Here is a 13,116-nt window from a genome sequence, read left to right on the forward strand (position 1 = left end):
ATGCTCAAACCGGCGCTGCTGATTCTCGTTTGCCTCATCCTGTCCGGGCTATCGATCCGCTTGTTGCTCCGCGGGTTGCGCCAGACCGGGACCGAACGCGTGCTGGGGCGCCTGACCCAAGGGCAACCGCAAATCGTCGTCGATAAAACGTCCTGGGCCGGACCGGAGCGGGCGTTTCTGCGCGCTGGTCTCGGTCGTCCTTCCGAACGATTAGGGCGCTGGCTGTTGCTATGGGCCCTCGGTATTTTGCTGGGATTTGTCGTTGGGGGCTGGATCGGTGCACTGGTGTTTGTACTGGCGCCGCCGTTGCTCCTGCGGCTGTATGTCAGTTGGCATTATCAGCGTCGACTCAAGCGCATGATCGAGCAACTGCCACCGTTGCTTGATCACACCGTGCGCAGCCTGAAATCCGGTCGAACCCTGGCCGACGCCCTGCTCGGTGCCATCGAGGCCGCCGAGGATCCTCTGAAAAATGCCATGGGCCGGGTCCAGCGCAACGTGCAGTTGGGCGTCAGCCTGCCCGACGCCGCATCGGACTTCGCCGAGTTGTATGAGAGAGATGAACTGCGCCTGCTCGCCCTGGGTTTGAAGGTCAATCATCGCTACGGCGGCAATGCCAGTGAACTGCTGGAGAATCTGATCAAAATGATCCGTGAACGCGAGCAGGCCGCCCGCCAGCTCAGCGCCATGACCGGTGAAACCCGGGTAACCGCGTGGGTGCTGGGCATTTTGCCGATATCGATGGCCGGCTATTTCCTGGTCGCCAACCCCACCTACTTCCTCGCGATGTGGCACGACAGATCGGGACAACTCATGCTGGCGACAGCGTTCGGCCTTCAGGTAGTGGGCAGCCTGGCGCTCTGGCGCATGTTGCGCAGCGTATGAAAATACCTCTGTTGATCAGCGCGCTGTTGTTTTCAGGGGCCTCGCTGTTGCTGCTCAGCAGCCTGCTGGAGCAGCGTCGCCGAGCACGTCAGGTAGCCCAGCGGCTGGACGGCAAACCGCCCGGCCACAGCCAGTTGGGTCTCTGGTTGCAGGCGTTGGGCAATAGCCGGATCGGTCAGCGCTCGGTCAATCTGGACAACGAAACCCAGGCACTGCTCAACCGCCTGGGGTGGCGCAGCGCCCGCCGGCGCTCGCTGTTCGCCGCCTTTCAGGTGGGCGTGCCGGTGCTGGTACTGGTTTTGAGTCTGTTGCTTCAGGGGCTGTTTCACCCCAACGTGGAAAACCACTGGGTCACCCCGCTGTTTGCCACGGCCATCGGCTATTTGCTGCCTAAACGTTTACTCGCCGCCGCTTCGAAGCGTCGACAAAAACAGTTGGCACTGGAAATTTCCACCTTCATCCCGCTGCTGCGCATCCTGTTCGAATCGGGCATGGCGGTTGAGCAGTCTTTGCGTGTCCTGAGCACTGAAGGGAAACAGCTCATGCCCGCGCTGACCCATGAACTGGGTCTGGTACTGGCCCGTGTCGACTCCGGCCTGGAACTGGGCGAAGAGTTGCAAAAAACCAGCCGCTTGCTGGCGGTCGATGAGTTCACCGACACCTGCGTGATCCTTGAACAGTTGATCCATCAGGGCGGCGGAGCCATGAAATCCCTGCTGTCGCTCAAGCAGTTATTCGATGACCGGCGCCTGACGCGCCTGCAGGAATACATCTCCAAGATGTCCGCCAAAATGTCCGTCGTGATGATGCTGTTTCTCTTCCCGGCGTTATTGATCGTGTTGGCCGGTCCGGGCTTCACCGCCCTGGCCCGGGCCATTGGTTCGTAGAGGGCTCCTGATGAAAGCAATGATTGCCGGTTTGAGTTTGCTGTTATTGGGCGGTTGCGCCACCGACGGCCAGGCGCCGTGGAACGCCCTGACCAGCAGCGCCAGTTGCAGCAAATTGGGTTCCGAAGAACAGCTGAAATTGAACCTGGCCGACGACATGGCCAACGACGGCAAACTGCACGCCAGCCTCGCCAACCTGCAAAGCCTGCCGGACAACGTAGCCGACGTGCGCCTGCGCCGGGCCAAGGTCTACCGCCTGCTGGGCCGCAGCGAAGCCGAGCCGTTATACCGCAGCCTGCTCGGCACCTGCATGGCCGCCGAAGCCGAACACGGCCTGGGCCAACTCGCCGCCGCCAAGGGCGATAATGGCCAGGCCCAGGCCCACCTGCTGCGCGCCGCGCGGCTGGCGCCCACCGACGACAAAATCCGCAACGACCTCGGCGTGGTGTACCTCAACCAATTGCGCGTCGACGATGCACGCTTCGAATTCCTCACCGCCATGGAACTCAAACAAGGCGACCCACTGGCCGCCTTGAACATGGTGACGCTGCTGATCTACCAGGACGACTGGAGCCGCGCCGCCGAACTCGTCAGCCGCTTGGGCCTGAGCCCCGCCCAAGTCATCGAAGCCCAGGAACGCGCCCAAAAACTCAAAACCCCGGGCAGGACTGGCCCGATTCCTGCGAACCAGGTCGCCGTCGTCACGACACCGAGCCTTCAATAGGGAGTCCCTTGCGATGAAACCAATCGTCCTCTGCTGCCTCGGCCTGCTGGCCCTGCCCCTCGCCGCCCTTGCGCTCGACGGCCCATCCTCGCCACAACAAGCGGAAACCGAAGGCTGGCTTCAACTGCAAAGCAGCAACAAGGCGGCTTCGCAGAAACCGCAGACCTCGACGGCGACTGAGCGGGAGTTGAGCATGCAGCGCTGGTTGAAGAGTTATGAGCACGAGATCCCGCAGTTTTTTGATCAGGATCAGGGGGGGACGGTGAGCAGTGGGTCGGGGGGTTAGGTTTGGATTTTTTGTGACTGGTTTGCCGCCTTCGCGAGCAGGTCGAATCGTCGCACCCACAGTTCGAGTGAGATCCGTCTGAAAATTTACGCGGGTCCTACAGCCGGGACGGTTTTTGAGGCGGATTCCGACAGGTTGTGTCGGTTGTTGGGTCAGACGGTAAATGGGTAGGCTTTGGGGGTCGCTGCAAATTCAGCGACTGGGCGTCGCGGCCTGAATTAGCTTACTTGGTGCATAATCCTTGGAGATTCACCATGATCAAAGAAATCCCAAATCCCCCGGAAACCGACGACGTTTCCCCCTACGAATCCGTCGATTCCAAAAAATTCCACGACGCCGCCGAACGCGCACTGAATCACTACCTCAATCCTGCGGCCCTGAAATCACCGCCCACCCGCAAACCCAGCACAATGTTCATGCTTGCACCGGACCTCAAAGACGAAGACCTGCTGGCTCACACCTGTGAATCCCTGGCTCAGGCCAGCGTAATGGCCGGCGATTTTGCCGCTTACCTGGAAGGCCCACATCGCAACACGGCAATGGCCATCCAGCAGATCGTCATGCTCGCCGAACTGGCGGCGAACAGGATGATGGATAACCTCGAACTGCCCAAACCCACGCCACATCGCTGATCCCACTGATGCGTCAATCCCTGTAGGAGCCGAGCTTGCTCGCGATGACGGAGTGTCAGTCGCCATCAACGTTGAATGTGAGTCCGCTATCGCGAGCGAGCTCGGCTCCTACGGTGGATCGGTGTACATCTGCCAGAGAATGGTCGGCTGTCAGGCCGCCATCGCTGGCAAGCCAGGCTCCTACAATTGATCGGCGTACAGCCCTTGCTTCTCACCATTCATCAGGCCGAGCGTTAGCTCGCCTGCAGCTCTTGATCTTGATTCATCCGCCCCTTCGGAAGGCTGAGTGGAGGTGTGCATCCGGGGAGTGGCGCGCAGCGCCGTTCGACGCAGTCGAACACGCTGCATGTAGGTCGTCGCGAAGCAGACCGGAGGGCAGTGTCCCCGGATGGATACCGGAACGAAGGAACGCCGAGCCTAAGCGAGGGGCCGGACGCTCGGGGCGAGACCTTTGGTTACTTTGGGGCGTTTGCCAAAGTGACACGCCGTAAGGGCGGAACCATTAGTGGCCGTTACCGCAGGAATGGATATGTACACCGAGGAATAGAATGGTCGTCTGTCAGGACGCCATCGCGAGCAGGCTCGCTCTCACAGTTTGATCTGAGTACATCTGATAGAGATTGGTCGGCTGTCAGGACGCCATCGCAGGCAAGCCAGCTCCCACAGTTTAATCCGGGTACATCTGGGAGAAATTGGTTGGATATGAGGACGCCATCGCGAGCAGGCTCACCCCTACAGATTAAAACGCATGCAGCTGAGGAAAATCAGTGCGCCGTCACCCGCTGGCGCATCCCGGAACTGCTGGGCGACAACGCCAACGCCAACTGCGTCCGGTTATGCATATGCGTCAAACGCAACACCTGCGACACATACAACTTCACCGTGTTCTCGGTAATCCCAAGCTCACACGCAATCTGATAATTGGTCTGTCCCTTACCCACCAACCGCGCAACATCCAACTGGCGTGGCGACAACTGATTGAAAATCGCCGGCATCTCCACCCGATCCACATCACTGACCTCAGCATCGCCAACATCCGCCTGAGGCCCACGTCGAACCTTATCCAGATCCTGATACAAATCATCGATCGACTCGGAAAGGTACTGCAACTTCTGATTCAAATGCCCCAGCGCCAGATTTTTTTGCCACTCCTGCAACGCCACTTCCTGACGCTGAACCCCTTCCAGCAACTCACCCAAATCGACCGGCTTCTGATAGTAATCAGCAAACCCGGCCCGCAGCGCCTTGATCACATCCTGCTTTTCCGCGCGCCCCGTCAACATGATGGCTTCAAACGCCCGGTGCTTGCCGGACAACCGCTGCAACGCCTGAACCAACTCAATTCCGTCCAGCCCAGGCATCTGCAAATCGCACAACACCAAGCCAACATCCAGATCCGCCTCAAAGCGCTCAATCGCCTGCTGGCCGGACTCACACGCAATACAGCCATAGCCCTTGCTCTCGAGGAATTCGCACAGTTCCTCCACGATCAAAGGCTGATCATCAACCACCAGGATTTTTACCGCAGACGTAAACTTATTCACGCGCCACTCCCTGCTCAGGCCAATGCTGACCGCTCCTGTACTGACAGCCCCCAGGCTGTACCACCAGTGATTTGAAAGTAGACGCACTTTCTGACTCTGTACATAGAGCGGGCGACCAGTGAATCCAGGCGATCGTGAACAACAAACCCACCAACACAAAGGGTGCAAATGGCTGTTTCCTTGACACTCCCGGCTCCAGGTATCGAAGACGAGTCCTAAGCCCTTGACCCAAATGAAGCCAGACTCTTGGCGCCACCAGCAGCCATAAAAGGCTGGCCAATGCGGCGCCGATAAAGCTGCCCAGCAGGTGCATACCGTCCGTCGCGAGACCCAGGGCGCCCATCAGTTTTACATCGCCCGCGCCCATGCGACGCAACGCATAACCGGGCAAGGTGAACGCCAGCGCCAGCAACAACGCCCAACCGCCCTGCGCGGCCTCGGCGCCCAGCCAAGTCGTGTCGGTCAACAGCAGCCAGGTCAGCGCCAACGCGCCTGCGCCGAGGGTCAGACCGTTGGCGATGTGCTTTTCCCGGGCATCCTGTGCCGCGCAGAACGTCAACCAGATCAACAAAACAAAGCTTTGCATTCGGTAAAAGACATCCGTTATGGCTGAATGATTCTATGCTGATATCACGTCGTGACAGTCAGGGTAGACGCACTCATGAAATCAAGCCTCCCCCGCAAGCAAAAAGGCGCCGTTGCGATTGAATTCGCCTTGGTGTTCGTGCTTTTTTTCGCCGTGTTCTATGGGATTGTGAGTTACAGCTTGCCGCTGTTACTGATGCAATCGTTCAACCAATCGACCGCCGAAGCCGTGCGCCGCAGCGTAGCGGTGGACCCGAACGCGCCCGGTTACGCGGCCTTGGTGCAATCCACCGCTGCGGCCGAACTGGCCCGGCAACTGACCTGGATTCCTGCCGCACTGAACTTCAATGCCGCCACCGACACCACCATCACCTTTGTCGGCGGGGTGCTGAAGGTGCAAATCAGTTACCCCGCCAGCAAGCTCAATCGTGTGATGCCGTTTCTGGTACTGCCGGGGATCGGCTCGGTACCCAGTCTGCCGGCGACCCTCAGCGCCAGTTCGAGTCTGCAATTTTGAGTTCCGGCGACAAACTGTTCGGCCGCCTGCTGAATCGCCCACCGCCACAGCCTGTGGCCATGCCCGACGCATTGTGCGTGCAGAGTGTCGGGTTGCAGCTGTATCTGGATGCCGAAGGCCGAGTGATTCATCAGACGGGACCGCTGCGGCATATGTTGGCCCAACAGATTCCAGCCGCGCAGTCCCCGCTGCTGGTGGATTACCTCATGCCTCACAGCAGTCTCGTGGTCGAAGGTGCGCCAGCAGACTGGCAAGGGCAAACCCTGGACCTGGACTTCTACACCGTCAGCGGACAACCACTGCACCTGCGCGGCTGGGTCCAACCGGTGGAAAAAAACTGGTTGTTGCAGTTGCTCGACATCGGCGACGTCTTGCTTGAGCGCCGGCAATCGCGCAACCGCGAACAGAACCAGTTACTCACGGCAAAGATCAGCGAACAGCTGCGCCTGTGCAGCCTGGCGCGCCTGCCCGATGTGTTGCTGGATCAGCTTCAGGTGCTGGCGCAACGTTTTCACATCCCGTGCATCGCGGTGGCACTGCTCGATGAGCAGGCACAGGGCTGGCAAATTCATCAACAATACGCCGCCTTCGATGCGCCGAAGCTGTGGCAAAACGCTCAGCGCCTCGGCACCGGGCTCGACAGTTTGAACGGCTCGGCCGCACAACACCTGACACCCGCCGCGCACCCGCGCCTGCAAGACGTCTTCGGGCATGCCGACGGTTTGGCGGTGCCCTATTACGATGCTCACGGTGTGGTTGCCTGGTTACTCTGCGGTGTCTATACAGCGCAGCAACGCGCCCCGGACCTCAACGACAGTGACTGGTTGCAGCTCTGCGCCGCCCTGGCCAGCCCGCTGCTGGAACGCCTGCGCGAGCATCGTCATCACTTGCAACTGGAACGGCTGGAATCACTGCAAGGATTGCTCGGCACCGGTTGGTGGGAAGTGTTCAGCGACCGCGCCGAGGTGCAACTGGCGCCGTCGCTCGCCAGTGTGTTGGACCTGACGAGCACGCAATTACCGCTGAGCGAATGGCTCGACCGGGTACACCCCGCCGACCGCGAAGAACTGCGCAGTCGCTTGCAGGATTTGCAGGACGCCGGCACCCCGTTGTTGCTGTGCGTACGCCTGCACCGACCCGAATCAACACAAACGCCGATATGGTATCGCCTGCAAGGCCAAGCCCTGGGCGCTGGCAAACAGCGGCGCTTGGTCGGGTTCATGCTCGACATCAGCGACATCAAGAATCAGCAACAGAACGCCGCCACCGCCCATGCGCGACTGGACAATCTGATCGCCAGCTCACCCGCGGTGATTTACGTGCAGCGCTACGTCGAAGGTGCGCTGCAACCGACGTTTTTCAGCGACAGCCTGCTGCCGCTGCTCGGGCTGACCCTCGCCGATTGCAGCGCCGGGGCCTTGATCGAACGCATTCACCCGCAGGACCGCGATCAGTATTTCGAGCGCAGCCGGCAGTTGCTGCGCGAAGGCTCGGTGCGCGCCCGCTACCGACTGCGCGACCATCGCGGCGATTACCACTGGCTGCTCGATGAGGCCAAGCTGCTGCGCGATGACCTCGGCCTGCCGGTGGAAGCTGTCGGCTTGTGGCTGGACGTTACCGAAGCGACCCTGGCCGCCGAACACGTGAAGCAGAGCGAAGAGCGCTACCGGATTCTGGTGGAAGACTCGCCCGCGATGATTTGCCGGTATCGCCCGGACCTGACACTGACCTTTGGCAATCGGCCGTTGGCGACCTATCTGGAATGCCAGCCCGAACAACTGCCCGGGGTGAATCTGGGCCAATGGATGTCGAACGAACAACGCGACGCGTTCGTGCAACGGCTCAGTCAACTGAGCCCGGAATTCCCGGTGAGCACCGCGGAAATCAACCTGCAACTGCCCGGCCGGGAGCACGCATGGTGGGTCTGGTCGGATCGCGGGGTGTTCGATGAGCAAGGGCACCTGATGGAGATTCAGGCTGTCGGCCGCGATAACACCGAAGTCCGGCGCTCGCAGCAGCAACTCACGCAGAGCGCCAAAATGGCCACCCTCGGCGAAATGGCCACCGGTCTGGCGCACGAAATCAATCAGCCGCTGAACGTGATGCGCATGGCCATCGTCAATGTGCTCAAGCGACTGAGCACGGGCGAGGTGCAGATCGACTACCTCACCGACAAGCTCAACCGCATCGATTCACAGGTCCAGCGCGCCGCGCGGGTGGTGGATCACATGCGCGTGTTTGGTCGCCGCTCGGAGATCGAACAGCATCCGTTCAACCCGGCGCAGGCCATCGAAGGCACGCTGTCGCTGCTGGCCGAAGGCATGCGCGGCAAAGGCGTTGAACTGCGCGTCAGCGAGACCGGTTTTGACGTGCAAGTGCGTGGTTACGTCGATCAGCTGGAGCAGGTGTTGATCAACCTGATGGTCAACGCCCGGGACGCACTGTTGAGCAAACGCGAGGCCGACCGCGAGTTCAAGCCATGGATTTCGGTGTACGCCGAACGGGACAAGCAGTCGGTGCGACTGTGGGTCGAGGACAATGGCGGCGGCATTGATCCGCGGCTGATGGAGAAGATTTTCGAACCGTTCTTCACCACCAAACCGGTCGGCATCGGCACGGGGTTGGGGTTGTCGGTGAGCTACGGCATCGTCGAGAACATGGGCGGACGTTTGAGCGTGCGCAACTCGGTGGAGGGCGCACGGTTTTGCATCGAGCTGCCGGTTGCTCCGCCGGATCAGATCACCAGCGATGCACGGCCGGAGTGACAGCTGAGGTTGGCGCCGACCTGAATTTTCCCGACCTCGATCCCGAGGGTTTTCAGGACGGTGTTGAGCAGGTTGTCGAGCAGTGGGCTGAGGATTGAACTCAATGTCGTCGTCAGCAGCGAAAACACGCTGGTGAGTAACGAGTTCAGCAGGTCGAACACAACCTGTAACAGGAAGCCGGGACTGAATGACGGCGTGTGGACAATCAATGGCAAGGGATTGATCGCCTGCGACAAGCCGGAAATCGCATTGGTAGCTATCAAGGTGTAAGGCGGATTGGAGGGGGCCAGCCCTACTTTCGGCGGGTTGATGAATGTGGTTGATGCGCTGGCCGGTACGACGGGGCTGTCGATCCTGACTTCAGCGCCACCTCCGGAAAAGGGCACGCCGGCATGCCGAATATCGAGCAAGGTGTAAGGCGTAACGCTCATAGGTGCAGTCGAGGAAGCCCAATCCGAATTGACCCGCCCGACCCGCAACTCAGCCACCGTCGTGGTGGCGAAGGCGGTCAGGCTCTTATTGGTCTCGCTGGCGCAGGTGTAGTCGGTGACGTAACTGCTGCCGCCACCTGCTTCAAGACTGACGTCCAGATTGTGATCGGGCAATACGCGAAGATCGAGTCCCAAGGGCGCGACGACAACGGACAGGATGCCCGACACCAAACTGGTCAGGTTAGTTATCAACGACAAATCCAGGCTCACCAACACCCGGACCTGCGCGGTGCGCACATAGATTCGATTGGCCCCCAAGGGCGCCAGTTTTGCCAATGCCGGGCTACCGACCACCGACAGTTGCGGCGGCTCGATCACTTTGATATTTGCTGTGGCACCCAGGCCCAGTCCAAGCAAATTCACTGGAAGCGTGCCCGTCACCGGACTCTTGCTGTTGCCCAGTTCGATAAATGCCTGGACCAGTTGAAAGGCATTAACGTTGGCGTTCAGACCGGACGCGGTACTGCCCGTCTGCAACTGCAGGATGTCACCCAAATGCACTTTGAGCGGGTTGACGACGGTGCTGGCCAGCGCATTCAAACCGGTTTGTACGTCCGCCGTTGCGCCATTCGCCTGGGCCACTGTCGCGGCGGCTCGCAGCAATTGGCCGACCGTGGCGTCCGCACCGAGCAGTTGCGTGTAATCCCCCGCGGTGACATGCAGGTCGATGGCAAGCTGATCCATGTATTTGAGCAGGTTGATATTGGCCGCCACCAAACCGTTCCAACTCGCGAGGGTCAGGTTGATAGGCGCACCGCTCAAGCCGGACAACATACCGTTCAACAAATTAACGTCGGCCAGCGTACTGCGAATACTCAGTTGTGCTACCGGCGGCCCTGCAACACCCGCGACCGCCGTGGCACTCAGGTTGATCGTTGAGTTGGCAGGCGCGCCGCCGAACATCGCACCGAGACCGCCGGCCAGACTCTGCGGCACCCGATGGCTGGCGATGACCTGGATCGCCTCGCTTTTGCTCGCATCAGCGGCGAATACCCGAATATTGCCGGCGTTCACGTTCACCACGCCGCAGGCAACGGCCAGGCCACGGCCGACGCTGGGGATGGCGAAACCATTGCGCTGGGCGCTGGCGGTGGCGTAGGTGACGGCGGAGGTGCCGGCCAGGCAGTCACCGCCCCGTGTGGCGGCTTCCAGCGCGGCCATGTCGGCGACTCGCTGCAGGTTGCGTTTTTCCAGGTAGAGCCGGCCAGTGTCGACCACAACCACCAGGCACAATAGCGCCGCCGCCAGGGTCAGCGCCGCCATCAAACCAATCGCCCCCCGTTGCCGGGCCGGTCCACGAAACTGCAAGCGGGGAGACATCGCGCACTCCTTTGCCGGTGCACAGCCGGGGGCTTTCTCCGTTGGTAAAAAGCAGTGTAGACAAGGGGTGGCGAGAATGCTGGCAACTCGCCAGCCAACAACACAAAAAACCCTTGCAGGCTCACGCCTGCAAGGAGACTTGTGGTGTTAGCGGGCTAATTTGGGTGGGTAGTTGGCCAGGATGCGCTTCACGTTTTCGTGTATCGCATTGCTGCGATCCTCCGGATTCGGCGATCCGCTGAGCAGTTGTTCGTCACTGCCTCGCCACACCAGCTTGCCGTCCTTGCCGTCGAGCAGGTCGATCTGGATAGTCGCCACTTTGTAGCTGACGTTGCGGGTTTCGTTATACATCGGCGCGCCCCAGTAACCGCTCCAGGGGTTGCCATAACCGCCGCCATAGTTGGTGGTGACTTGTTGCTGGCGCTCTTCGACGATCAGGTAGGTTTGCACGTTCAAATCGCTCCGGGTGCCTGCGGCAGCCGGACGCAAGCCTCGCTGATCGAGCTGATCACTGATCGACTCACGGATGCGCTGTTCAGTCAGGTCACTCTTGATTCGCGGGTCATCGGGGCGGTATTGCACGGCGGGCTCTTTCCAGCTCCAGCTGCGGTAAGCGGCAAAATCGCGGCTGGCGTCAAAGTCATAATTGACCGGGTTGGCAGCGCACGCACTGAGCAGCGCAGTCACAGCCAGTACAGCGAGACGGCAGGACATGATCTTTCTCCCGTTGAGGCCTGCGAAAGGCTTATTGACTAAAGAAGCTAACTGGGAGGATACGCCGACATTGCCTTTTCTACAGCCTTTCGCAGGGCGTCGGCTTGCTCGCTCTGGCTGCCGCTTTGGCCGGTTTCGGCGCTACCGCTCCACACGAGCTGACCGGTGCCGGCGTCGTACAGATTCACCTGCACCACCAGCACTTGTTCCTGATACGTGCGCACGATTGGCACGCTGCCGTACATGCCGTAACCGTTGCCATAGTGGTTGTAACCACCGTAACCGCCACCGTAGTAACCGTAGTCGTCCTGCGCTTGGAGCAAACGGGTTTCCTGGTGCAGGTTGGCGCTGACTAGCACGTCGGCCGGACGGTTATCGTGCAGCGGGCGCAAGCCGCGCTGATCGAGGGCATTGCTGACCACTTCGGCCACCTGCGCCGAGTCTGCCCAGGTCGTGCCCGGTGGCAGATGGCCGTCGAGCCACGCCCAGCTGCGATAAAGCCCGTAGTCACGCGGCGCCGCCGGGTAGGCGCTACGATCAAAAACCTTGTCAGCGCCTGGAGGCGCCGGCGGAATCGGGTTCGACGACGCCACATACGGGTTGCTGCCCTGGCAGGCCGCCAGCCCGAGACAGATCACCAGTAACCCTGAACGACTTTTCATTTCGACCTCCGATCAGACCGGCCGACAGATCCAGTGCAAATAGCGCCCAAGCCCGGCAAAGCCCGGATGACGACGGTGGGCCAGTTCCATTTCGAGCAGGTCCACCAGCTCGGCGCGGGCCTGGAATTCCACCGGCATATAGTCGTGAAAAACCCGCACCCCGCTCTGAGTTTCGACCTGCCACAGGCCTTCAAGTGCCGCCGCCAATTCACGCGGGTCGAGCGGCTGTTGCGGGGTCAGGCTCTGCTTTTCGCCAGCCATGTCGTTCTTGCGCATCTTGCGAAAGTGGCCCTTGAGCAAGTTGCGGTAAATCAACGCATCGCGGTTGTAGAAGGCCAGGGACAACCAGCCGTCTTGCTTCGTCAATTGATGCAATACCGGCAAGATCGCGTGAGGTTCGGCGAGCCATTCCAGCACGGCATGGCACAGCACCAGGTCGTAGGGTTCAGTAAGCTGACCGAGCAGTTCCTGCCACGGCGCCTGAATGAACGTCGCGCTCTGCCCGGCCTCGGCGAACCGTTGGCGGGCGCCTTCGAGCATCGGCTCGGCGGGCTCGGCCAGCGTGACGTCATGACCGCGCTGGGCCAGCCACAACGACATGTGGCCCAGGCCAGCGCCGATGTCGAGCACACGCAGCGGTCGGTCCGGAAGTGTTTCGGCCAGGTCGGCCTGCAGCACCGCCAGGCGGATCGCGCCTTTGGCTCCGCCGTAGATTTTTTCGGCGAAGCGAGTCGCCAGTTGATCGAAATGACGATCACTCATCAGCTGAACCTCTTTTCACTGTCCGCGAGTTTGCTGCGCACGACTTCATTCATGTCCAGCCCCAACTCGCTGCACAGCAGCAATAAATAGAGCACGATGTCGCCGACTTCCTGCCCGGCGTGGGCGAGCTTGTCGGCCGGCAATTGACGCGACTGGTCTTCGGTCAGCCACTGGAAAATCTCCACCAGCTCGGACATTTCCACGCTGGCGGCCATGGCGAGGTTTTTCGGGCTGTGAAATTGCCGCCAGTCATTGCGATCGCGGATGGCGTGCAGGCGTTCGGTCAGTTCAACAAGGTTCATCGGGCTCTCCTGAAGGCGTATAGCTTCGGGGGGATGGCCG

At 60.5% G+C, this 13,116-nt stretch carries 13 protein-coding genes and 1 pseudogene; 7 read left to right on the forward strand and 7 right to left on the reverse strand.

The window, feature by feature from the left end; translation table 11 throughout:
- From NL116_RS28725 to NL116_RS28745, 5 genes are all read left to right on the forward strand, one after another.
- Complete coding sequence (locus NL116_RS28725; protein ID WP_494375011.1) at nt 1-885, forward strand: type II secretion system F family protein; 885 nt, start codon at nt 1-3, stop codon at nt 883-885.
- The gene (locus NL116_RS28730) at nt 882-1,772 is read left to right on the forward strand and encodes a type II secretion system F family protein (RefSeq protein WP_494375012.1); all 891 of its coding nucleotides are present in this window, start codon (nt 882-884) and stop codon (nt 1,770-1,772) included. Before NL116_RS28725 ends, NL116_RS28730 begins: the two co-directional genes overlap by 4 nt.
- Nucleotides 1,773-1,782: 10 nt before the next feature.
- Complete coding sequence (locus NL116_RS28735; RefSeq protein ID WP_494375013.1) at nt 1,783-2,496, forward strand: hypothetical protein; 714 nt, start codon at nt 1,783-1,785, stop codon at nt 2,494-2,496.
- A 13-nt stretch (nt 2,497-2,509) separates the two neighbouring features.
- Nucleotides 2,510-2,782: a DUF3613 domain-containing protein gene (locus NL116_RS28740; RefSeq protein WP_494375014.1), complete on the forward strand. Its 273-nt coding sequence runs from the start codon at nt 2,510-2,512 to the stop codon at nt 2,780-2,782.
- Between the two features lie 254 nt (nt 2,783-3,036).
- Nucleotides 3,037-3,414, forward strand: coding sequence for a DUF6124 family protein (locus NL116_RS28745; RefSeq protein WP_494375015.1), 378 nt, complete (start codon nt 3,037-3,039; stop codon nt 3,412-3,414).
- A 764-nt stretch (nt 3,415-4,178) separates the two neighbouring features.
- On the opposite strand, the gene NL116_RS28750 is transcribed toward NL116_RS28745, so the two are convergent.
- Together NL116_RS28750 and NL116_RS28755 are read right to left on the reverse strand one after the other, a co-directional pair.
- Nucleotides 4,179-4,958 (reverse strand): response regulator, encoded by a 780-nt coding sequence (locus tag NL116_RS28750; protein WP_494375016.1) that lies wholly within the window; start codon nt 4,956-4,958, stop codon nt 4,179-4,181.
- A gap of 118 nt (nt 4,959-5,076) precedes the next feature.
- Nucleotides 5,077-5,544, reverse strand: a pseudogene (locus NL116_RS28755) (prepilin peptidase); the annotation flags it as partial.
- Nucleotides 5,545-5,619: 75 nt separating this feature from the next.
- Between NL116_RS28755 and NL116_RS28760 the strand changes: the two are divergent.
- Nucleotides 5,620-6,060: a TadE/TadG family type IV pilus assembly protein gene (locus tag NL116_RS28760; RefSeq protein ID WP_494375017.1), complete on the forward strand. Its 441-nt coding sequence runs from the start codon at nt 5,620-5,622 to the stop codon at nt 6,058-6,060.
- Nucleotides 6,057-8,825, forward strand: coding sequence for a PAS domain-containing sensor histidine kinase (locus NL116_RS28765; RefSeq protein WP_494375018.1), 2,769 nt, complete (start codon nt 6,057-6,059; stop codon nt 8,823-8,825). The genes NL116_RS28760 and NL116_RS28765 overlap by 4 nt, the downstream gene beginning before the upstream one ends.
- Here the strand turns inward: NL116_RS28765 and NL116_RS28770 are convergent.
- The 5 genes from NL116_RS28770 to NL116_RS28790 form a co-directional block, all read right to left on the reverse strand.
- Nucleotides 8,795-10,636, reverse strand: coding sequence for a pilus assembly protein TadG-related protein (locus NL116_RS28770; RefSeq protein WP_494375019.1), 1,842 nt, complete (start codon nt 10,634-10,636; stop codon nt 8,795-8,797). The two genes, NL116_RS28765 and NL116_RS28770, sit on opposite strands and share 31 nt — an antisense overlap.
- Nucleotides 10,637-10,783: 147 nt before the next feature.
- On the reverse strand, nt 10,784-11,350 hold the full coding sequence (locus tag NL116_RS28775) for a DUF4136 domain-containing protein (RefSeq protein WP_494375020.1): 567 nt from the start codon (nt 11,348-11,350) through the stop codon (nt 10,784-10,786).
- A 47-nt stretch (nt 11,351-11,397) separates the two neighbouring features.
- Nucleotides 11,398-12,012: a DUF4136 domain-containing protein gene (locus NL116_RS28780; RefSeq protein WP_494375021.1), complete on the reverse strand. Its 615-nt coding sequence runs from the start codon at nt 12,010-12,012 to the stop codon at nt 11,398-11,400.
- Between the two features lie 12 nt (nt 12,013-12,024).
- Nucleotides 12,025-12,774 (reverse strand): methyltransferase domain-containing protein, encoded by a 750-nt coding sequence (locus NL116_RS28785; protein ID WP_494375022.1) that lies wholly within the window; start codon nt 12,772-12,774, stop codon nt 12,025-12,027.
- Nucleotides 12,774-13,076, reverse strand: a complete 303-nt coding sequence (locus NL116_RS28790) for a MazG-like family protein (RefSeq protein ID WP_007947666.1) — start codon at nt 13,074-13,076, stop codon at nt 12,774-12,776. The genes NL116_RS28785 and NL116_RS28790 overlap by 1 nt, the downstream gene beginning before the upstream one ends.
- Nucleotides 13,077-13,116: the final 40 nt, after the last annotated feature.

The sequence above is a fragment of the Pseudomonas sp. FBCC-B1667 genome, assembly GCF_059133255.1.